The following is a 19521-nucleotide window of genomic DNA, read 5'->3' as shown; positions in this document are numbered from 1 at the left end:
ACCATGCAGATCGGAATGATGGGACTGGGCAGGATGGGCGCCAACATGGTGCGCCGCCTGATGCGCGACGGCCACGAATGCGTCGTCTACGACATCAATTCGGCAAGTGTCGCCGGCATGGTCAAGGACGGCGCCATCGGCGCCGCCTCGCTGGAGGAGTTCGTCGCCAAGCTCGCCAAGCCGCGATGCGCCTGGCTGATGCTGCCGGCGGCGATCACCGGCAGGATCGTCGACCAGGTTGCGGCGCTGATGGAGCCGGGCGATATCATCATCGACGGCGGCAATTCCTATTATCACGATGCCGTCGACCAGGCGGCGAAGCTGGCGACCAAGGGCATCAATTTCGTCGATGTCGGCACCAGCGGCGGCGTCTGGGGGCTGGAGCGCGGCTACTGCCTGATGATCGGCGGCCCCGACGACGCCGTGAAACACCTGGATTCGGTCTTCGCCACGCTGGCGCCGGGCGCCGACCCGGGCTCCAATCCGCCGAAGGACGCCGGAACCGCGCCTTACGGCTATCTGCATTGCGGGCCGAGCGGCGCCGGCCATTTCGTCAAGATGGTTCATAACGGCATCGAATACGGCGTCATGGCCGCCTACGCCGAGGGCATCAACATCCTGAAATCGGCCAATGCCGGCAAGCGCGCCCGCACGGCGGACGCCGAAACCAGCCCGCTCGAAAGCCCGCAATACTATCAGTTCGACATCGACCTGCCCGCCGTGGCCGAAGTCTGGCGCCACGGCAGCGTCATCGGCTCCTGGCTGCTCGATCTCACCGCTGGCGCGCTGAAGAACGATCCGTCGCTCGCCCAGTTCGGCGGCCGCGTCTCCGATTCCGGCGAAGGCCGCTGGACCTTGAAGGCCGCGATCGACACCGGCGTTCCGGCGCCGGTGCTCTCCTCGGCGCTGTTCGACCGCTTCTCCTCGCAAGGCGAATCCGCCTTCGCCGACAAGCTCTTGTCCGCCATGCGCTACGCTTTCGGCGGCCATGTCGAAAAGCCGAAGGCGTGAGAGCGGGAGTGACGGGATGAGCCAGGAGAGGTCCGACACGCTGGTGCTTTTCGGGGCAACCGGCGATCTTGCGCACAAGAAGATATTTCCGGCGCTCTATCACATGGTCGCCAAGGGAACGCTGAGCGAGCCGGTGATCGGCGTCTCTTTCGATCCTTGGGATCTTGGCAAGCTGGTGGACCGTGCCCGCGACGGCATCGTCAATGCGCTGGGCGCCGTCGACGACACGGTGTTCGCCAAGCTCGCCTCGCTGCTGCGCTATGTCAGCGGCGACTATCGCGACCCGGTGACATTCGAGAGATTGAAGACGGCGCTCGGCTCGGCGCAGCGGCCGCTGCATTACATGGCAGTGCCGCCCACCATGTTCGAAACCGTCGTCCAGGGCCTCGAACAATCCGGCACCGCGCGGGGCGCCAGATTGATGGTCGAAAAGCCTTTCGGCCACGATTTGCAGTCGGCCCGCTGGCTGAACCGCGTGTTGCACCTGGTGTTCGACGAACAGTACATCTTCCGCATCGACCACTATCTCGGCAAGGAAGCAATCCAGAACCTGCTCTATTTCCGTTTCGCCAACGCTTTCCTCGAGCCGATCTGGAACCGCAACTTCGTCGAGAGCGTGCAGATAACCATGGCCGAGGATTTCGGCATCGAAGGCCGCGGCAAGTTCTATGACGACGTCGGCTGCATCCGCGACGTCATCGAGAACCATCTGCTCAACATCCTGCTGTTGCTCGCCATGGAGCCGCCGGTCGGCCGCTCTGCCGACGATTTGATCGACGAGAAGGTGCAGGTGCTGCGCGCCATCCGCACCTTGACCAAGGACGATGTCGTGCGCGGCCAGTTCGACGGCTATCTGGCCGAACCGGGCGTGCGGCCGAACTCGCCGGTCGAGACCTTCGCCGCCGTACGCTTCTTCGTCGACACCTGGCGCTGGCAGGACGTGCCCTTCTTCATCCGCGCCGGCAAGAACATGCCGGTGCATGCGACAGAAGTGATCGTGCGGCTGAAGCGTCCGCCGCTCGACGTCTTCGATCCGATCAAGCCGGGCGACGCCAACTATGTCCGTTTCCGTATCGATCCGCAGGTCGCGATCTCGATCGGCGCCCAGCGCAAGGTAGCCGGCGACGACATGATCGGCGAGCAGGTGGAACTGACCGCGCTCGACGACAGCAAGGGCGATATGCCGCCCTATGAGCGGCTGATCGGCGACGCGATGAACGGCAACGGCCAGCTCTTCACGCGCCAGGACGCGGCCGAGCTTGCGTGGCGGATCGTCGGACCGGTGCTTGGCGACACCACGCCGCCTCCGATCTACGTGCCGAAGACCTGGGGGCCGGCCGACGCCATGAACGGCTTCGGCCCCCCCAATGGCTGGATCAATCCGACGAAATAGCTTCTCGGGGGACGGGATGGCGAAAGCAGCAAAACGGGCTTCGACGAAGGACGGGCAGGTCGTCCTCACCATCGACGTCGGCGGATCGCGTGTGAAAATTCTCACCAGCGCCGGCGGCGAGATGCGCCGCACCGAGTCCGGGCCGGGCTTGACACCTGAGCAGATGGTGGCTTCGGTGAAGAAGCTGGCCGAGGGCCTGGATTACGACGTCATTTCGATGGGCTATCCGGGCCCGGTCAGGGACAACAAGCCGTCGCTCGATCCCTTTAATCTCGGCAAGGGCTGGAACGGCTATGATTTCGCCGCCGCCTTCGGCAAGCCGGTCAAAGTCGTCAACGACGCGCTCCTGCAGGCGATCGGCAGCTATGACGGCGGCCGTATGCTGTTCCTCGGCCTCGGCACCGGCCTGGGCGCCGCCATGATCCTCGACAATGTCGGGCAGCCGATGGAGCTTGCTCATCTTCCTTACAAGAAGGGCGGCAGCTTCGAGGATTATGTCGGCGAGCGCGGCCTGGAAAAGCACGGCAAGAAAAAATGGCGCAGATACGTTTTCGATGTCGTAAACAGGCTTCGCGCCGCCTTGCAGCCGGACTATGTGGTCATCGGCGGCGGCAATGTCGACAAGCTCGATGAATTGCCTGAAAGATCCAGGCGCGGCGACAACACACGTGCCTTCGAAGGCGGATTTCGACTGTGGCGCGATAAGGCGCTGATCGTCTGATATTTTTACTTTTCAGTATAGTCGTTCAAAATAGCGTGTAGTCGCACGACCTGTCGTTGCGCCGCGCAGGTTTGCCGACTAGGAATCCGCCGGCCTGCCGCACATGCGCCTGCCTCGGCGCGCCAAGGGCGCGGCAGCGCGCTGATTTTACATCCCGATTTGTGGCCGTGCGGCATAGAGGAGGACTGACGTGGACGAGGAAACCAATGCAGCCAAGGAAGATGTCGACCTGCTCGAGCTCACCGCCCACATCGTGTCGGCCTATGTCGCCAAGAACCGGCTGCCTGCTTCGGGCCTGGGCGAGCTCATCGCCAGTGTCGCCTCCTCGATCGGCGCCCTGAACCAGCCGCCGACTCCGCCGGCACCGCCGCCCGTTCCTGCCGTCAATCCCCGGCGCTCGGTGACGCCGGATTACATCATCTGCCTCGAGGACGGCAAGAAGTTCAAATCGCTGAAGCGTCATATCGGCGTGCATTTCGGGCTGAGCCCGGAAGCCTACCGGACCAAATGGGGCCTGGCGGCAGACTACCCGATGGTCGCGCCTAACTACGCGGCATCGCGCTCCGAGCTCGCCAAGTCGATCGGCCTCGGCCGCAAGGCCGAAGCCGAGCCGGAGAAGCCGGCAAAGGCCAGGAAGGTAAAGGCCCCCGCCTGAACGATCTTGGCCCTGTGCCAACGGTTTGAAGAAGCCTGCCAAGGAATCCGCCTTGGCAGGCTTCCTGCTTTTGGCTTGGATAAGACAAGCGAATGCTGTTCGGGTGAGCCATGAACTATGCGAGGATGGTGATCGAGAAGGAAGCGCCGGAGGAATACGGCTACGACCGGATCCGCTTCAATCTCTCCGAAAGCTCGATCGCCGACCAGAAGCTTGCCGATATCGGCCTCTCGCTGCCCGACCTCACCTTGTTCTACGGCGAGCATCGCGGCGACAAGGAATTGCGCGCGCTGATCGCCGGGCAGGACAAAGGGCTCTCCCCGGACGACGTGCTGGTTACAGCCGGCGCTGCCGGCGCGCTGTTCATCATTGCTACCTCGCTGCTTTCGGCCGATGACCATCTCGTCGTCGTGCGGCCGAACTATGCCACCAATATCGAGACGCCCAAGGCGATCGGCTGCGCCATCACCTATGTCGATCTCGACTTCGACGAGGGCTTCGCCGTGGATGCCGCGCGCGTCGCGGCGGCGGTGCGGCCGAACACCAGGCTGATCAGCGTCACCTGCCCGCACAACCCGACCGGCACGATGATGACCGGCGCCGATCTCGACGCGCTGGTCGCGCTTGCCGAAACCCGCCGCTGCCGGCTGCTGGTCGACGAAACCTATCGCGATCTGTCCTATGGCGAGCGCCTGCCCTCCGCGGCATCGCTCAGTCCAAGCGCGATCAGCGTCTGTTCCCTTTCGAAAGCATTCGGCATTCCGGGCATCCGCATCGGCTGGCTGGTCAGCAAGGACCACGCTCTGCAAGAGACTTTCCTCGCCGCCAAGGAGCAGATCGGCATCTGCGGCAGTGTCATCGACGAGGCGATCGCACGCTTCATGCTCGAGCGGCGCGATGCCTTCCTTGCATCGTTGTTGCCGGAGATGGCCAAGCGCCGCGATATCGTCCAGGCTTGGATCGACGGCGAGCCGCTGGTCGACTGGGTGCGTCCGCAAGGCGGTGTGGTCGGCTTCCCGCGGCTGAATGTCGATGCGGATTTCGACCTCGACCGGTTCTACTTGCGGCTCCTGGAAGAACACGGCACTTATGTCGGCCCCGGCCACTGGTTCGAGATGCCGAAGCGCTTCTTCCGCATCGGCTTCGGCTGGCCGAAAGAGGCGGAATTGCGCGGCGGGTTGCAAGCGATTTCCGCTGCGCTGGGAGACTGAGCCTCTTTCCACCGCGAACGACAATCCCGAAGATCCTTCATGCGGCGCCGATTTTTTGCGCGCGCGACGAGGCGAACTGGGCTAAGGGTCTCCGGCCGGAACAGCGCCCACCGTGGAAGTGCCCCGCCGGCCGATGTCACAACGGGGCCCTCGAATCATGACCGCCGAAGCAACTTCACCTGAACAGCGCTACGCCGCCTTCCGGCACCGGCCGTATCTCAGCTACTGGACGGCGCGCTTCCTCACCACTTTCGCCACCCAGATCGTCTCCGTCGCCGTCGGCTGGCAGATCTACGACCTGACGCGCAATCCCTTCGACCTCGGCATCGTCGGCATCGTCCAGTTCCTGCCGTCGCTGCTCTTGGTGCTTGTCACCGGCGTCGTCGCCGACCGCTTCGGCCGCCGCCTGATCATGACATTGGCGTCGTTCGTCGAGGCCGGCTGTGCGCTCACTCTGTTGTTGCTGACGCTGCGCGGCCTTGGCGGCCCGCTGCCGATCTTCGTCGTGCTCGCCATGTTCGGCATCGCCCGCGCCTTCTACGGGCCGGCCTCGTCCTCGCTGGTCGCCAATCTGGTGCCGCCACAGGATTTCGCCAACGCCATTGCCTGGAATTCGTCGGCCTGGCAGACGGCAACCATCGTCGGCCCGGTCGCCGGCGGCCTGCTCTACGGCCTTTCGGCGGAGATCGCCTACGCTACTGCGGCGATCCTGATGCTTGTCGCCGCGCTGCTCGTCTTCACCATCCCCAAGCCCGCGCAGCAGACGGCCACCGACAAGCCGACGATGCAGACCCTGTTTGCCGGCTTTCGTTACATCTGGGGCGAGAAGATCGTGCTCGGCGCGATCTCGCTCGACCTGTTCGCGGTGCTGCTCTCCGGCGCCTCGGCGCTGCTGCCGGTCTATGCCCGCGACATTCTGGAGCTTGGGCCCTGGGGCCTCGGCCTGCTGCGCTCGGCGCCTGGCATCGGCGCCATCGCCGTGGCGGTCTGGCTCGCCGGCCATCCGATCCGCGACCATGCCGGCAAGATCATGCTCGGTTTCGTCGCCTTGTTCGGCGCCTTCACCGTCCTGTTCGGCGTCTCGACCATCACCTGGCTGTCGATCGTGGCGCTCGCCATGCTCGGAGCCACCGACATGTTCAGCGTCTATATCCGCGAGACGCTGATCCAGCTCTGGACGCCGGACGAGGTGCGCGGCCGCGTCAACGCCGTCAACCAGGTCTTCGTCGGCGCTTCCAACGAGGTTGGCGAGTTCCGCGCCGGCACCATGGCGGCGCTGATCGGCACCGTGCCGGCGGTGGTGATCGGCGGCATCGGCGCCATCGCGGTTGCCGGGATCTGGGCTTGGTTGTTCCCTGCGCTGCGGCAGGTGCGGCATTTGAATAGCAGGAACTAATTGCCGGCGCAGCAACTTGACGGCCGGACTAGAAGAGTGCAGCGGCTTCCCTCTGCAATTGCGGCAAAATCTATCCGACGGCCGGCTTGCCGAAGATCAGGCTCAAAAATTCGCCGAGCCAGCGCTTGAGGTGCATGTCCCAGATCAGCCGGCCGCCGAGATGATCGCGGCCGGGCTGCGCGCCGGGCAGCTCGAAGCGATGCGCGCCTCGCACCACCCAGCGCTGCATCATCACCCTGGTCAGCTCGCCATGAAACTGAATGCCCCAGGCATTCTCGCCATAACGAAAAGCCTGGTTGGGATAGGTTTCGGCCGTGGCGAGCAGCGTCGCGTCCTTCGGCAGGGAAAAGCCCTCGCGGTGGAACTGGTAGACCATCTCCGGCCAGTGCAGCAGTTTCTTGCCGGCGTCGGTCGCCTTCAGCGGATACCAGCCGATCTCGACCAGTCCTTCGCCATGGCCCTCGACCCTGCCGCCAAGATGCCTGGCGAGCATTTGCGCGCCGAGGCAGATCCCAAGAAAAGGCCGGTTTTCCTTGAGCGGGATTTCGATCCACTCGGTCTCACGCCGGACGAACTCGTCCTGGTCGTTGGCGCTCATCGGCCCGCCGAAGATCACCGCCCCGGCGTGGCCGTCCAAAGTGCAGGGAAGCTCTTCGCCAAGCGGCGGCCGGCGAATGTCGAGATCGAAACCTTCTTCCAGAAGCATATGGCCGACGCGGCCGGGGCTCGAAGTCTCCTGATGCAGCACGACCAGGATTTTTGGTCTCGGCCTGGGTCTGGGTGGCATGGAAGAAGAAAGGTCCAGCTATTCGTCGCTCGATGTGCCCCGCGCGCCCGGCGCTTCGGCCGCCGCCTTGCGGCGCGCCTCGATGCGGTCGTGGCGCTCGACACCGATCAGTTCGGCGACGCGCCAGACGGTGTTGTCCTCGAGCTCGTGCAGCTCGCCGTCGGCGTAGACGATCTCCCACATCAGGCCGATGAAGGCCTTGCGCGCCTCGGCATCCAGATGGCGCTTGAGCACGCTGGTGAAGGCATAGAGGTCGATCGCCTCGTTATCGGCACGCTCGCCGGCGGCGGCCAGCGCGTCGAGCTCGTCGCCGCTGATCGAATAGGTCTCGGCCAGGATCTCCTTGAAGCGCTCCCACTCGATATCCTGGCGCACGCCGTCGGCGTTCATCACGTGATAGAGCAGCGCCGAGGCCGCGACGCGCGGATCGTCCGCGCTTGGCTTGCTCGCGCCCGCAGCAGGCAAATCCCTCAGGAAGGACAATACGCGTTCGAACATCGATGCTTTTTCCCTGTCCGCCAAGCCGAGCCTCAAAACAAACGAAACCGGCGCGGCGATTTTTCCGCCTCGTCTTCCGGCGTGACGCCGGGATCATCCGGCAAGCGCGGCAACTCCGGCGCCTGCTCGACCACCATGTCATCGGCGGCGGCGACCTCGGTTTCCCTCTCGATGCCGTTCGGCGCCTCGGCGGCCGCCTTCTCGGCCGAACTATCGGGCTCAAGGTCGATCGCTCTCTCGTCAGCCGGCAAAGCGGGCGCCGATGCAGCGATCGCGGGAACCGCCTCCTCAACCTCGCTGTCGATTAGTTGCCCGAGCCGCTCCATCGGCGCGCGCCAAGTGAACGCGTCGAGCTTGCCGGTGATCGGCGATACCGGCGCCCAGCGCTCCGAGACGACACCGTCCGCCACCCAGGCCGGATCGCGCGGCGCGCGCACAGCCTTGGACAGCAGCTGCCGCACCTTGCCCTGGTCGCCGCTTTCGGCCTCCTCGATGTCGGCCAGCAACAGATAGGCGCCTTCGCGGCGATCAATGCGGATGGCGGATTCCGCCTCGCGCCTGGCGGTGGCGAAATCCTGCGCGTCGAGCGCGGCGCGTGCCACGGCCATCGACGATTCGGCATGGTTCTTCTTCAATTCCTGCAGCTTTTTCGCCCGGTTGAGGCGATCGAGCACGGCATCGCCCGGCCTCGCATGGATGTAGAGCTCGGCAATATCCGGATGCGGTTCGGCCCGCCAAGCGGTCTCCAGGATTTTGGAACCCTTGCGCACATCGTTGTGCTTAATCAGCAGGTTGGCCGCGATCACCGCGGCCGGCGCGAAACCGGGCGCCAGCTTGTTGGCTTCGAGGGCCGCGGTCCGGGCAGCGTTCGGATCGCTGTCGACCAGCGCCTGCGCCTTGGCAGTGAGCAGCACGGCGCGGCGGCGGTTGGCGGCATCGCGTTCGATTTGCCTTGTCGATTTCTGCGCCTCGACCAGCTTCAACGCGCCGTCCCAGTCGCCGCGCTCGGTCAGCTCTTCAAGCGTCGATTCCGCCGCCCAGGCAAGCTGCGGTGCCACGGCTGCGGCACGACCGGCATAGTGGCGCGCGGCGTTGCGGTCGCCCAGTCGCTCAGCTTCGAGATAGAGCCCGCGCAGGCCGAGCAGCCGCATCTCCGGATCATCGAGCATGCGCTCGAACTTTTCCCGCGCGCCTTCATGATCGCCTTCGAGCAGCGAGGCCTGCGCATCGAGCAGGTTGATCAGCGGCTCCTGGTCGGAACTGATCAACTTGGCGGCCTCCTTGGTCTTCTTGCGCGCCAGCGCGCCGTCGCCGGCGCCGGCCGCGATCATCCCCGTCGACAGCGCCTGGTAGCCGCGGTCGCGGCGGCGCACCCGGAAATAGCGCGAGATCGCATAAGGGCTGTTCCACAGCGACTTGATCAGCCACCAGACGATCATCACCGCTGCGACCACGGCGACGATCGCCACCGCCGCCACCATCAGCGTGACCTGGTACTGGTAACCGTTGAAGGTGACGATCATCTCGCCCGGGCGGTCGGCCAGCCAGGCAAAGCCGAGTCCCAGCGCGAACACGACGGCGAGGAAGGCGAGGATGCGGATCATCTGACGGTCCTCATGCCTTGGTCGCGCCGGCAATCAGCGCTTCGATCTGCTTTTCGACTTCGAGCCGCGCCTTCAGTTTGCTGGCGAAGTCGGCGCCGGCCGCCTTCGACGCATCGGGCAGGGTATCGTATTCGGCGAGCGCCTTGGCATAGTCGCCCTGGTTGACTGCCACTTCAATGCGCGCGACCGTTTCCGGCACGCCCTTGCCTTCGACGGCGCCGACCGGCCGCACCTGCACCAGCGATTTCGCGCTCGACACCAGGCTTTGGAAGAAGCCGGCATTCTGGTCGACCGGCGTTGCCGCTTCGATCATGGCGTTGGCGGCGGCTTCGGCCTCGGAAGCGATGGTGGCTCGCGTGGGCACGCCTTTTTCCGCATAGCCGCGCAGAACGCCAAGCTCCGGCGAGTCAGGCGCAATGGCGGCGAACGTGTCGAGCTCGGTCGCGAACGGCGCACCGCGATCGAGCGCCGCCTTTAGCGCCGAAGCGGCAATCGCCAACGCGATCTTCGGCTGCGAGGCCTGCGCGTCGACCTTGCCGGAGAGCTGCTGCACCGACTGTTCCAGCGCCGCGATCCGGCTGTCCGCCGCCTTCGCCGCGTCGCCCGCCGATTTCACAAGCGCGTCGAGCCCGGCGAGCTTCTCGTTGAGCGGGGCGACATCGACCGGTGCAGCATTTCCGGCCTTCTGCAGGTCGGCGACCGACGTCTCGACCTGGCCGACCTTGTCGGTGAGCGCCTTGAGCGCGGCGCCGTCGTCGCCCTGGCCGGGCGAGGATTTCAGCGCCGCGAGGTCCGACTTCACCTGGTCGAGCGCCGAGGACAGGCCGTCGACCTTGGCCGAAGCGCCGGTATCGGCCGCCTCCTTAAGTGCCGCGATTTGGCTTCTCAGCGAAGCGATCTCGCCGGTGACGCCGTCGGGCGAGGGCCCGCCGACCGAAGTCGGAGAACCGAGCAGCCCTACCGCTTGCAGAAGGCCGGCGCCGGCAAGCGCGACAACGCCGCCGATCACGCCGGCAGCAATCATGTTGACGCCTGAGCGCCTGGCGGCCGGGAAGTCGCGATCGTCGCTTCGGGTTTCGCTCGGCTTCGACGCCGAGGCGGCAGAACTGGTCTTGGCTGCCGACGCATCCTCGAAACTGTAGCCGAAGCTTTTTGGTTCGCTCTTCGGAGCCTCATCCGTGCCCGGATAGGATGCTTGCGCCCCATCCTTGTTGGTTCCAGCCTGGTCAGCTCCGCCCCGCGCCGCGTCGGTGTGTTCCCACGGCTCGATGTCGGCCTGTTCGGCATGGATCGGCTCTTCGGGAGCTTCCGGCTGCGAAGCAGCAGCCCCTTCCTCTGCCTTCGCCTCGTCGGTTCGTTCCGTGTTGGTATCGGTATTGTCGGCATCCTCGTCGGTGATTCGCGAGACGGCGCCGGGTTCGAGTTCGATGGTCACCGGCTCGCGGCGGCTCTTCGAATGTCGCACCTTAGGCGTCTTGACCATGCTTGGGCTCCGCAAATTGGCTTGAGGATGGTTCAAAGGGTCTACAGCTCAAGGATGCTCTACCACATCACCAAGCGGTGAAAAGGGGCGGTGTGATGACGCGGCTCAGCCCGGTAGCGACAAAAGCTGGAACAGCGCGTCCTCGTCGGGTTGAGAGGCAATGCGAACCTTTTGCCCGCCAACCCCGTCCAATTCTTTGGCGATTCTTACGGACAGGGCCAAAAACTCCGCCCGTTCAAAGAGATGCCGCAGTGCTGGGCGCATGGCCAGGCCAATCATCATGGGTGCCGCCTTGGCCGAATAGAGCAGCACTGCCTCGACCGGCGTGCCCGACAATCGGGCAACGACGGCATCGTCGCCATAATCGAATTCGATGGTGTCGTAGGTCTCGACAGGCCGGACACGCACCCGGGCTGCCGCCAGCCGTTCTTCGAACACCGGAAAGCGCACCCGGCCACAAAGATAAACCATCTCCTTGCCCGTAAGTTCGGCGGTTATCTGGCCGGCCAGTGCTTCGGCATCGCCTGGGCCTTCAAAGACGGACGTAAATCCAGCCGCACGGCAGGCTTCCGCCGTCCTTGTCCCGACCGCATGGCAAGGCAGGGCGGCAAGCGCGGCGACCAGTTCCTTGGGCGCATAGCGCACCGCATTGGCGCTGGTGACGGCAACCGCGGCAGCAGCGGGAAGGACGCTTGCCTCGACCGGCAACGCCACTGTTTCCGTCAGTGGCAGCAGGACGGGCTGGAACCCCTGGGCCAGAAGCCGCCGGGCCGTGCGGGAGGCGCCCGGTTCCGGCCTCGTCACCAGGACGCGGACCATGTCAGGCCCAGCCGTCGAAGAATTTTGCGCCGGCCTTGGCGCGAACGGCCCGCGCGGCTTCCGCGCCGATATTCGCCGCGTCCCGGGCCGGGCCGTTCAATCTGACCTCATGCGACTCGGTGCCGTCGGGCGAGATGATCAGCCCGGCGAAAGACAGGTTTTCGTCCGAGACGATCGCATGGCCGGCGATCGGCGTGCGGCAGGAGCCGTCGAGCGCAGCAAGAAAGGCGCGCTCACAAGCCAGCGCCTGGCCGGTCGGCATGTCGTGAATAGCCGCCAACATATTGTCGACCGCGCCGTCGCCGATGCGGCTTTCGATGCCGATCGCCCCCTGCCCCGGCGCCGGCGGAAAGACATCCAGCGGCATCAGATCGGTGATCACGCTCTCGAGCCCGAGCCGCTTCAGCCCGGCATAGGCGAGGATGGTGCCTTCGGCCACGCCCTCATCCAGCTTGCGCAGTCTGGTCTGCACATTGCCGCGGAACATCACCACATTGAGGTCCGGCCGCATCCGGCGGAGCAGCGCCTGGCGCCGGAGCGACGACGAGCCGATCGTGGCGCCATGCGGCAGATCGGCGATCCGCTTCGCGGTCTTGCCGATGAAGGCGTCGCGCGCGTCCTCGCGCGGCAGGAAGACGGAAAGCTCCAGCCCGTTGGGCAGCACCGTCGGCATGTCCTTCGAGGAATGCACGGCGATATCGATGCGGCGATCGAGCAGCGCTTCCTCGATCTCCTTGGTGAACAGGCCTTTGCCGCCCGCTTCCGACAACGGCCGGTCCTGAATGCGGTCGCCGCTGGTCGAGATCGGCACAATTTCGAAGGCCTGCTCGGGCAGGCCATGCGCCTGCATAAGCCGCGCCCGCGTTTCATGCGCCTGGGCGAGCGCCAGCGGGCTGCCGCGTGTTCCGATTTTCAAGGTTGTTTGCATGGCGCGCGGTCCGTGATAACCCCCAAGCGATTTCGAGGCCTGCCGAGATTCAGGTCAGGCCGAGCCGAAAATGGCGGATTTCGAGAACCGGAGCGGCGCGTACTTTTGGGTACGCGAGCGCCGGAAGCGCAGAAAACCGCCATTTGCAGGCCGGCATCACCTACTATCGACAGACCTCCTATATAGGAAAGGTCGGAGACACAATCTTCGAGGACAGCGACGAATTGATCCGCGTTCTGGGCATTGAGACAAGCTGCGATGAGACGGCCGCCAGCGTGGTGGCGCTGGACGGCGACTCCGCGCCCGAAATCCTCTCCAATGTCGTCTTGAGCCAGATCGAGGAGCATGCCGCCTTCGGCGGCGTCGTGCCCGAGATTGCCGCGCGCGCCCATGTCGAGGCGCTGGATGGGATCGTCGAGGCAGCGCTGACCGATTCGGCCGTATCGCTCGATGAGGTCGACGCCGTCGCCGCGACTGCCGGGCCGGGGCTGGTCGGCGGGCTGATCGTTGGTCTGATGACCGCCAAGGCGATCGCCGCCGCCGCGAACAAGCCGCTGATCGCCATCAACCACCTCGAAGGTCACGCGCTGACTGCCCGGCTGAACGAGGGGCTCGACTTTCCCTATCTGCTCTTGCTGGTCTCCGGCGGCCACACCCAGATCGTCGCGGTGCGCGGCGTCGGCGACTACCAGCGCTGGGCAACGACCATCGACGATGCGCTGGGCGAGGCTTTCGACAAGACGGCCAAGATGCTTGGCCTGCCCTATCCGGGCGGGCCCAACGTAGAAAAGACAGCGGCCGGCGGCGATGCGAGCCGCTTTGCCCTCCCGCGTCCGATGAAAGGGTCGGCGCAGCCGGATTTCTCCTTCTCCGGCCTGAAGACGGCTGTGCGCCAGGCGGCAACGGCAATCGCGCCGCTCAGCGACCAGGACGTCGCCGACATCTGCGCCTCCTTCCAGGCTGCGGTGGCCGATGCGCTGGGCGACCGTGTCGCGCGGGCGCTCGCCCGTTTCCGCAGGGAATTTCCCGACACGGCAAAGCCGGCGCTGGTCGTCGCCGGCGGCGTCGCCGCCAACCGCACGATCAAGGCGACGTTGGAGGCGCGCTGTTCCAAGGCCGGCTTCGCATTCGTCGCGCCGCCGCAAAAGCTTTGCACCGACAATGCCGCGATGATCGCCTGGGCCGGCATCGAGCGGCTGCGCGCCGGGATGGTCGACGCTAGCGCCGCCGACTTCGTGCCGCGCTCGCGCTGGCCGCTGGACAGTGTTTCGGCTCCCTTGGTCGGCTCGGGCCGTCGCGGGGCAAAGGCATGACTGACGCGGTCACGAACGGCGCACAGGCCAAGGCGCCCAGCGGTTGGCGCGTAGCGGTGCTTGGCGGCGGCGCCTGGGGCACGGCGCTGGCGCTCGCCATGCTGCGCGCCGGCCATTTTGTCCGCCTCTATGCCCGCGATCCCGACACCGTCGCCGCGATCGACCGTGGCGAAAACCCGCACTATCTGCCCGGCATCGCGATCGAGCCCGGCATCGTCGCCACCAGCGATATCGCTGCTGCGCTCGACGGTGCGAATTGCGTGCTGGCGGTAACGCCGGCGCAATCGCTGCGCGCGGTTCTGGCCGCTGCCGCCGGCCATGTGCCATCCGGCGTGCCGCTGGTCCTCTGCGCCAAGGGCATCGAGCGAGACACCGGGGCGCTGCTGTCCTCGATCGTCGAGGAAAACCTGCCCGACAACCCGGTCGCGGCACTTTCCGGCCCGAGCTTCGCCAGCGATGTCGCGCGCGGCCTGCCGACGGCCGTGGTGGTGGCCGGCCGCGACGGAGAACTGGCGGCCGATCTCGCCGCCCGCTTCTCGGCCGAGAACCTGCGCTGCTATTCCAGCGACGATCTCATCGGCGTCGAGATCGGCGGCGCGCTGAAGAACGTCTTCGCCATTGCTGCCGGCGCCGTCACCGGAGCCAAGCTTGGCGCCAGCGCCCAGGCCGCCATGGTGACGCGCGGCTTCGTCGAGCTGCGCCGCATCGGCGCCGCCTTCGGCGCCAGGCCGGAGACGCTGATGGGGCTCTCCGGCCTCGGCGACCTGCTGCTCACCTGTTCCTCGGCGCAGTCGCGCAACTTCGCCTATGGCCTGGCGCTCGGCCAAGGCAAGGAGCTCACCGGCCTGCCGCTCGCCGAGGGTGTGCCGACGGCCGCCATTGCCGCCCGCATCGCCGCCGAGCGCGGCATCGAGGCGCCGATCATTGCCGCGGTCGCCGCCATCCTCGATGGCAAGGTGACCATCGGCCAGGCTGTGACGGCGCTGATGACGCGGCCGCTCAAAACCGAAACCGACATTTGAAGCCTCGGAGTTGAAACATGCTGTTTGCGTTGATTTGCAAGGACAAGCCCGGCAGCTTGCAGCTGCGCGCCGACACGAGGCCGGCGCATGCGGCGTTCCTGGAAGGCCTGATCAGCGAAGGAAGACTTGCTTTTGCAGGTCCCTTCCTCGACGCTGCCGGCAAGCCTGACGGAAGCCTGGTGATGATCGAGGCGCCCGACATGGCCGGCGCGCAAGCCCTGGCGGCCGCCGACCCTTATGCCAAGGCCGGCCTGTTCGAAAGCGTCGAAATCCGTCCATGGAACTGGGTCTTCCAGAAGCCTGCCGCCGCGTGACCGGTCGCGGCGCTCCCGCTCCCCGCGAGTACGGGGAAAGGATAAGGAAGAGCGCCAACGCTTCAATCGTGGCGAACCGACAATGGCAAGGGGACAACTGAGATGAACTACTGGCTGTTCAAGTCCGAACCCTCGGTCTTTTCCTTCGAGGCGCTGAAGGCGAAGGGCAAGGCCGGCACGCAGTGGGACGGCGTGCGCAACTACGCTGCGCGCAACAACATGAAAGCCATGCAGATCGGCGACCTCGGCTTTTTCTACCATTCCAATGAAGGCCTCGATATCGTCGGCATCGCCGAGGTTTGCGCGCTTGCCCACCCCGACACCACCACCGACGACCCACGCTGGGAATGCGTCGACATCCGCGCCTGCAAGGACGTGCCGAAGCCGGTGACGCTGGAACAGGTCAAGGCCAATCCGAAGCTGGCCGACATGGCGCTGGTGCGGCTTGGCCGGCTTTCCGTGCAGCCGGTGACGCCGGCAGAGTGGAAAGAAGTCTGCCGCATGGCCGGCCTCGACCCGGCGCCGTGACCAGGCTCACCCCCAAAAACGCAAGGACATTCATCCTCGACAATACGGCGCTGATGGCGCCGCCGCACGTGCCGGAAGTGCTGCTGCACCTGGCTGACGAGGCGCACGACTTCTGGCTGCGCACCGAGGAGGAGCTGGCCGAGATCGGCCTGCCGCCGCCCTTCTGGGCTTTCGCCTGGGCCGGCGGCCAGGGCCTTGCCCGCTATGTGCTCGACCATCCGGCGACGGTGCAGGGCAAACGCGTGCTCGACTTCGCTTCCGGCTCCGGCATGGTCGCCATCGCTGCCTTGAAAGCCGGCGCGGCTGAAGTGACCGCGGCCGATATCGATCCCTTTTGCGCGACGGTCATCGCCCTCAACCTGGAAGCCAATGGCGTGAAGGCCGATTTCCTGGATGCGGACTCCATCGGCACCGATGACGGCTGGGACGTCGTCTTGGCCGGCGATGTCTTCTACGACAAGCCTTTGGCGGAGAGGCTGACGCCGTGGTTCACGAGCCTCAAGGCGCGCGGCGCCGACATCCTCGTCGGCGATCCCGGGCGCGCCTATCTGCCGAAGACCGGACTGCAATCGCTCGCCGTCTACCAGGTGCCGGTGACGCGCGTGCTGGAGGATGCCGAGGTCAAGCGCACGACCGTGTGGCGATGGGTTTCCGCCGCTTCGGCTTGACGCAGCCGGCGAACAGGGATTCCATCGCTCATCTTTCGGGAGCGGATTCTATGGAATTCTCAACGGTGAACTGGCTGGCGGTGATCGCCGCGGCCGTCATGGCGTGGCTGTTCGGTGCCGCCTGGTACATGGGCCTGAGCAAGCCCTGGCTGAAGGCGGCAAAGCTCGATCCGGCGACGATGAAGCGCTCGGCCGTTCCGTTCATCGTCAGCTTCGTCGCCGAGCTCGTCATGGCGCTGGTCATGACGCTGGTGGTCGGCGCGATGACCGGCGGCGAGCCCAACCCGCTCGCCGGCGTGATCTTCGGCTTTGTGCTCTGGTTTGGCTTCGTCGCCACCACGTTGTCGGTCAACCACCGCTATCAGGGCTTTGGCTGGGACCTCACGCTGATCGATGCCGGCCATTGGCTCGGCGTGCTGCTCATCATCGGCGCCGTGATCGGTTGGTTCGGCGCGCCGGCCGCGCCGGCAGGCTAGAGCAATTCCAGGAAGTGAAACGGTTCCGTCGGAATTGCGCCCGATAAACAGAGAGAGCGGTCCGGAGCGTCGCTAACCCGCGTCTGCGTCTTTCGTGACTTCGCCGAGAAGCCATTCGCGGAAGGCGACGATGCGCGCGTCGTCCTTCATCGCTTCCGGATAAACCAGGAAATAGGCGAACTCCCGCGCGACCTTGATGCCGAGTTCGAAGGGCCGGATCAGCCGCCCTTGCGAAAGGTCGTTGGCCACCATGGCGAAGTCGGCAAGCGCCACCGCATTGCCGTCGAGCGCCGCCTGCGCGGCATCGGTCGAGGACCCGAAGACAAGGGTGCGGCTGTCGTCGAAATCTTCGACCCCTGCCGCGTGCATCCACATGCTCCAGTTCGGCCAAGTGACGCCCTGCCGAGACCATTCGATATGCGCGAGCGTATGGTGGAAGAGATCGCGCGGCTCCTTCAGCGGCGGGCCTGAGGCGAGCAGCGCCGGGCTGCAGACGGGGATGATGATGTTCTCGAACAGCCGGTGCGCGCAGAGCCCGGGATATTTACCGGTACCGAAACGAATGCCGATATCGACATCGTCCCGCTCGAAATCCCTGACTTCATAGGTAATGTCGAAGCGCAACTCGACGCCCGGCTTTTGCCGGCGGAAACCGTCGACGCGCCGCATCAGCCACTTGGTTGCGAACTGCGCGTCGAGCGTCACTTTCAGCAGCGCCGTGCCTCTCGCCATCTTGCGCGCGCGGGTAACGGCGCGGCCAAGCAGGTCGAGCGCATCGACCGAGGCTTCGAACAGAACGTTTCCCGCTTCGGTCAGCCGCATGGTGCGGCTGGTGCGCGTGAACAGCACGAGGTCGAGCTGATCCTCTATTTCCTTGATCTGGTGGCTGACGGCCGCCGGCGTCAGGCCAAGCTCGTCCGCGGCACGGGTAAAATTGAGGTGCCTCGCCGCTGCCTCGAACGTCCTCAACGCACGCGTTCCGGGCAGCAAGCGGGCCATCCCTATCTCCAAAAAAAACTTGATAATCGGACAAGAACTACTCGTTTCCCGTTTGTTTTTCAATCCGGCAAGATGGCTGCATCGATAAACCATCAAACCGGATTTGATATCCGGAGAACACGGATAGCGCCATGACCGAGATCGTCCTGAAGTCCCACGCCGCTCCGAAATCCAACTCCGGCATCACGCTTTGGCTGCGTTCGGCATTGGAGTGGCTGCGCCAGGCCCGGGTCGCCGCTCGGCTTCCCGACGAATCCGTCGAGGATCTCTCCGACCGCCAGCTGCGCGACATCGGCGTCGAGCGCAGGGACGTCGCAAAGGCGATGAACCGGGACCTTGGCCGGATCGGATTGCTGGATACCGGCTGGCAGCAGCCTAAGCGGCACTGAGGGAATAGGGGAGTAGGCAGAGAATCTCGCTTCGGTGGCCGTGCGTCCTCCGTGACATATCCTACTCCCCTACCCCCTACTCCCTACCTCACCACCTTCACCACCGTCCGGTCCGACAGCAGCGGCAGCAGCCTCGCCATGGTGCGCGCCGTCACCGCGACGCAGCCTTGCGTCGGCGTGAAGCCGGGACGCGCCAGATGGAAGAAGATCGCGCTGCCGCACCCGCGCCGGCGCGGCACGATGTTCCAGTCCAGCACCAGGCACACATCGTAGAGCCGGTCGGCGCGCCGCATCCGTTCATGGCTGGCGCCGTAAGGGATCTTCACCGGCCGATTGTAGTTGCGGTCGTCCGGCACCTCGCACCAGCCGAGATCCGGGCCGATCGGCGCCATCGCCAGCCCCGTCCGGCGGCCGCCGGGAAACTGGTCGTTGCGGAAATAGCCTGACAATATCCGCATCGCAGCCAGTGGCGTCGCGCCGTCGCCCTCACGCTTGCTGGCGGAAATGCCGCCGCGCCCGAGGGCGCAGGGAAACACCGTTTGGCCGGCTTGCAGCAATCCCTGCGCAGGGTTGCCGGGCCTCGCACGCACAACCAGGACATGCAGCCCCTTCGGCAAAAATTCGCCTGCCGCATTGCGCGCGCGTTTTTTCTTGTATGATTGTCTCACGGAACAAATCACTGTGAACGACTGTTGCGCCGGTGAGCTTCCGCATAAATGGGGGGAGGTCAACTGAATATTCTTTTTAAAACAACGGATTGATCATGACATCACGCACCATTCTGATCGTTGACGACGACGACGACCTGCGAGCCACCCTCGTCGAGCAACTGGCGCTTTACGAGGAATTCGACGTCCAGCAGGAAGCCACTGCCGCAAAAGGCGTCGCCACGGCGCGCGGCGGCCTTGTCGATCTGCTCATCATGGACGTCGGCCTGCCAGACATGGACGGTCGCGAGGCGGTGAAGATCCTGCGCAAGGGCGGCTATAAGGCCCCGATCATCATGCTGACCGGCCACGACACCGATTCCGACACCATTCTGGGGCTCGAGGCCGGCGCCAACGATTACGTCACCAAGCCTTTCCGCTTCGCGGTGCTCTTGGCGCGCATCCGTGCGCAGTTGCGCCAGCACGAGCAGAGCGAGGACGCCACCTTCTCGGTCGGCCCCTACACCTTCAAGCCCAGCCAGAAGCTTTTGATCGATCCGCGCGGCGCCAAGGTGCGGCTGACCGAAAAGGAAGCCTCGATCATCAAATATCTCTATCGCGCCGACCAGAAGGTGGTAACGCGCGACGTGCTCTTGGAA

General features: G+C 65.3%; 22 protein-coding genes. 14 read left to right on the top strand and 8 right to left on the bottom strand.

Features of this window, described 5'->3' with window-relative positions; translation table 11 throughout:
• Window positions 1-3: 3 nt before the first annotated feature.
• The 6 genes from gnd to EOA75_RS06755 all read left to right on the top strand — a co-directional run bounded on the left by gnd (window position 4) and on the right by EOA75_RS06755 (window position 6387).
• Window positions 4-1011 carry a phosphogluconate dehydrogenase (NAD(+)-dependent, decarboxylating) gene (gene gnd, locus EOA75_RS06780; protein ID WP_095779804.1) on the top strand — a complete coding sequence of 336 codons (1008 nt, stop codon included), beginning with the start codon at window positions 4-6 and terminating at the stop codon, window positions 1009-1011.
• Window positions 1012-1027: 16 nt separating this feature from the next.
• Window positions 1028-2404: a glucose-6-phosphate dehydrogenase gene (gene zwf, locus EOA75_RS06775; protein WP_127323914.1), complete on the top strand. Its 1377-nt coding sequence runs from the start codon at window positions 1028-1030 to the stop codon at window positions 2402-2404.
• A 16-nt stretch (window positions 2405-2420) separates the two neighbouring features.
• Window positions 2421-3125 (top strand): ROK family protein, encoded by a 705-nt coding sequence (locus EOA75_RS06770; RefSeq protein WP_095826255.1) that lies wholly within the window; start codon window positions 2421-2423, stop codon window positions 3123-3125.
• 190 nt (window positions 3126-3315) lie between these two features.
• The gene (locus EOA75_RS06765; protein WP_067323014.1) at window positions 3316-3780 is read left to right on the top strand and encodes a MucR family transcriptional regulator; all 465 of its coding nucleotides are present in this window, start codon (window positions 3316-3318) and stop codon (window positions 3778-3780) included.
• Window positions 3781-3890: 110 nt separating this feature from the next.
• A complete protein-coding gene (locus EOA75_RS06760; RefSeq protein ID WP_127323913.1) occupies window positions 3891-4991 on the top strand; it encodes a pyridoxal phosphate-dependent aminotransferase in 1101 nt (366 codons plus the stop codon).
• Window positions 4992-5148: 157 nt separating this feature from the next.
• Window positions 5149-6387, top strand: coding sequence for an MFS transporter (locus EOA75_RS06755; protein ID WP_066998282.1), 1239 nt, complete (start codon window positions 5149-5151; stop codon window positions 6385-6387).
• Between the two features lie 70 nt (window positions 6388-6457).
• Here the strand turns inward: EOA75_RS06755 and EOA75_RS06750 are convergent, their stop codons facing one another.
• The 6 genes from EOA75_RS06750 to hemC form a co-directional block, all read right to left on the bottom strand.
• The gene (locus EOA75_RS06750; RefSeq protein ID WP_127323912.1) at window positions 6458-7174 is read right to left on the bottom strand and encodes a glutamine amidotransferase; all 717 of its coding nucleotides are present in this window, start codon (window positions 7172-7174) and stop codon (window positions 6458-6460) included.
• 18 nt (window positions 7175-7192) lie between these two features.
• Window positions 7193-7672 carry a TerB family tellurite resistance protein gene (locus EOA75_RS06745; protein ID WP_066998287.1) on the bottom strand — a complete coding sequence of 160 codons (480 nt, stop codon included), beginning with the start codon at window positions 7670-7672 and terminating at the stop codon, window positions 7193-7195.
• Between the two features lie 32 nt (window positions 7673-7704).
• The gene (locus EOA75_RS06740; protein WP_067323000.1) at window positions 7705-9276 is read right to left on the bottom strand and encodes a heme biosynthesis protein HemY; all 1572 of its coding nucleotides are present in this window, start codon (window positions 9274-9276) and stop codon (window positions 7705-7707) included.
• 10 nt (window positions 9277-9286) lie between these two features.
• The gene (locus EOA75_RS06735) at window positions 9287-10759 is read right to left on the bottom strand and encodes a mitofilin family membrane protein (protein ID WP_067322997.1); all 1473 of its coding nucleotides are present in this window, start codon (window positions 10757-10759) and stop codon (window positions 9287-9289) included.
• Between the two features lie 105 nt (window positions 10760-10864).
• Window positions 10865-11578, bottom strand: coding sequence for a uroporphyrinogen-III synthase (locus tag EOA75_RS06730; RefSeq protein WP_067322993.1), 714 nt, complete (start codon window positions 11576-11578; stop codon window positions 10865-10867).
• A gap of 1 nt (window position 11579) precedes the next feature.
• The gene (gene hemC / locus EOA75_RS06725) at window positions 11580-12506 is read right to left on the bottom strand and encodes a hydroxymethylbilane synthase (protein ID WP_067322989.1); all 927 of its coding nucleotides are present in this window, start codon (window positions 12504-12506) and stop codon (window positions 11580-11582) included.
• Between the two features lie 227 nt (window positions 12507-12733).
• On the opposite strand from hemC, the gene tsaD reads away from it, so the two are divergent.
• The 6 genes from tsaD to EOA75_RS06695 all read left to right on the top strand — a co-directional run bounded on the left by tsaD (window position 12734) and on the right by EOA75_RS06695 (window position 16827).
• Window positions 12734-13819 carry a tRNA (adenosine(37)-N6)-threonylcarbamoyltransferase complex transferase subunit TsaD gene (gene tsaD / locus EOA75_RS06720; RefSeq protein ID WP_197507464.1) on the top strand — a complete coding sequence of 362 codons (1086 nt, stop codon included), beginning with the start codon at window positions 12734-12736 and terminating at the stop codon, window positions 13817-13819.
• The gene (locus tag EOA75_RS06715) at window positions 13816-14841 is read left to right on the top strand and encodes an NAD(P)H-dependent glycerol-3-phosphate dehydrogenase (RefSeq protein ID WP_067322986.1); all 1026 of its coding nucleotides are present in this window, start codon (window positions 13816-13818) and stop codon (window positions 14839-14841) included. Before tsaD ends, EOA75_RS06715 begins: the two co-directional genes overlap by 4 nt.
• A 17-nt stretch (window positions 14842-14858) precedes the next feature.
• Window positions 14859-15155 carry a YciI-like protein gene (locus tag EOA75_RS06710; RefSeq protein WP_066998315.1) on the top strand — a complete coding sequence of 99 codons (297 nt, stop codon included), beginning with the start codon at window positions 14859-14861 and terminating at the stop codon, window positions 15153-15155.
• Between the two features lie 102 nt (window positions 15156-15257).
• Entirely contained in the window at window positions 15258-15683 is a 426-nt protein-coding gene (locus EOA75_RS06705) for an EVE domain-containing protein (RefSeq protein WP_067322984.1), read from the top strand.
• On the top strand, window positions 15680-16351 hold the full coding sequence (locus tag EOA75_RS06700; protein ID WP_127323911.1) for a methyltransferase: 672 nt from the start codon (window positions 15680-15682) through the stop codon (window positions 16349-16351). The genes EOA75_RS06705 and EOA75_RS06700 overlap by 4 nt, the downstream gene beginning before the upstream one ends.
• A 50-nt stretch (window positions 16352-16401) precedes the next feature.
• Complete coding sequence (locus tag EOA75_RS06695) at window positions 16402-16827, top strand: DUF1761 domain-containing protein (RefSeq protein ID WP_127323910.1); 426 nt, start codon at window positions 16402-16404, stop codon at window positions 16825-16827.
• Window positions 16828-16899: 72 nt separating this feature from the next.
• On the opposite strand, the gene gcvA is transcribed toward EOA75_RS06695, so the two are convergent.
• Window positions 16900-17826 carry a transcriptional regulator GcvA gene (gcvA, locus tag EOA75_RS06690; protein WP_127323909.1) on the bottom strand — a complete coding sequence of 309 codons (927 nt, stop codon included), beginning with the start codon at window positions 17824-17826 and terminating at the stop codon, window positions 16900-16902.
• Window positions 17827-17957: 131 nt separating this feature from the next.
• Between gcvA and EOA75_RS06685 the strand changes: the two genes are divergently transcribed.
• Complete coding sequence (locus tag EOA75_RS06685; RefSeq protein WP_067322976.1) at window positions 17958-18215, top strand: DUF1127 domain-containing protein; 258 nt, start codon at window positions 17958-17960, stop codon at window positions 18213-18215.
• Window positions 18216-18298: 83 nt separating this feature from the next.
• Here the strand turns inward: EOA75_RS06685 and EOA75_RS06680 are convergent, their stop codons facing one another.
• Entirely contained in the window at window positions 18299-18832 is a 534-nt protein-coding gene (locus EOA75_RS06680; protein ID WP_245466583.1) for a L,D-transpeptidase, read from the bottom strand.
• 146 nt (window positions 18833-18978) lie between these two features.
• Here EOA75_RS06680 and EOA75_RS06675 point away from each other — a divergent pair.
• A partial coding sequence (locus EOA75_RS06675) for a response regulator transcription factor (protein WP_164747296.1) occupies window positions 18979-19521 on the top strand: 543 nt, incomplete at its 3' end.

It is taken from the genome of Mesorhizobium sp. M1A.F.Ca.IN.022.07.1.1 (assembly GCF_003997575.1).
GTDB lineage: Bacteria > Pseudomonadota > Alphaproteobacteria > Rhizobiales > Rhizobiaceae > Mesorhizobium.
Note: the sequence above shows the minus strand (reverse complement) of the source record. Positions and strands in the feature narration are given on the sequence as shown.

Bases quoted from the DNA above. Each gene is read 5' to 3' on its own strand.
- zwf (WP_127323914.1), top strand. From the start codon at position 1,028: ATGAGCCAGGAGAGGTCCGACACGCTGGTGCTTTTCGGGGCAACCGGC.
- EOA75_RS06705 (WP_067322984.1), top strand. From the start codon at position 15,258: ATGAACTACTGGCTGTTCAAGTCCGAACCCTCGGTCTTTTCCTTCGAG.
- hemC (WP_067322989.1), bottom strand. From the start codon at position 12,506: ATGCAAACAACCTTGAAAATCGGAACACGCGGCAGCCCGCTGGCGCTC.
- EOA75_RS06685 (WP_067322976.1), top strand. From the start codon at position 17,958: ATGACCGAGATCGTCCTGAAGTCCCACGCCGCTCCGAAATCCAACTCC.
- EOA75_RS06755 (WP_066998282.1), top strand. From the start codon at position 5,149: ATGACCGCCGAAGCAACTTCACCTGAACAGCGCTACGCCGCCTTCCGG.
- EOA75_RS06695 (WP_127323910.1), top strand. From the start codon at position 16,402: ATGGAATTCTCAACGGTGAACTGGCTGGCGGTGATCGCCGCGGCCGTC.
- EOA75_RS06710 (WP_066998315.1), top strand. From the start codon at position 14,859: ATGCTGTTTGCGTTGATTTGCAAGGACAAGCCCGGCAGCTTGCAGCTG.
- EOA75_RS06740 (WP_067323000.1), bottom strand. From the start codon at position 9,276: ATGATCCGCATCCTCGCCTTCCTCGCCGTCGTGTTCGCGCTGGGACTC.
- EOA75_RS06770 (WP_095826255.1), top strand. From the start codon at position 2,421: ATGGCGAAAGCAGCAAAACGGGCTTCGACGAAGGACGGGCAGGTCGTC.
- EOA75_RS06715 (WP_067322986.1), top strand. From the start codon at position 13,816: ATGACTGACGCGGTCACGAACGGCGCACAGGCCAAGGCGCCCAGCGGT.
- EOA75_RS06730 (WP_067322993.1), bottom strand. From the start codon at position 11,578: ATGGTCCGCGTCCTGGTGACGAGGCCGGAACCGGGCGCCTCCCGCACG.
- gcvA (WP_127323909.1), bottom strand. From the start codon at position 17,826: ATGGCCCGCTTGCTGCCCGGAACGCGTGCGTTGAGGACGTTCGAGGCA.
- EOA75_RS06745 (WP_066998287.1), bottom strand. From the start codon at position 7,672: ATGTTCGAACGCGTATTGTCCTTCCTGAGGGATTTGCCTGCTGCGGGC.
- gnd (WP_095779804.1), top strand. From the start codon at position 4: ATGCAGATCGGAATGATGGGACTGGGCAGGATGGGCGCCAACATGGTG.
- EOA75_RS06750 (WP_127323912.1), bottom strand. From the start codon at position 7,174: ATGCCACCCAGACCCAGGCCGAGACCAAAAATCCTGGTCGTGCTGCAT.
- EOA75_RS06735 (WP_067322997.1), bottom strand. From the start codon at position 10,759: ATGGTCAAGACGCCTAAGGTGCGACATTCGAAGAGCCGCCGCGAGCCG.
- EOA75_RS06760 (WP_127323913.1), top strand. From the start codon at position 3,891: ATGAACTATGCGAGGATGGTGATCGAGAAGGAAGCGCCGGAGGAATAC.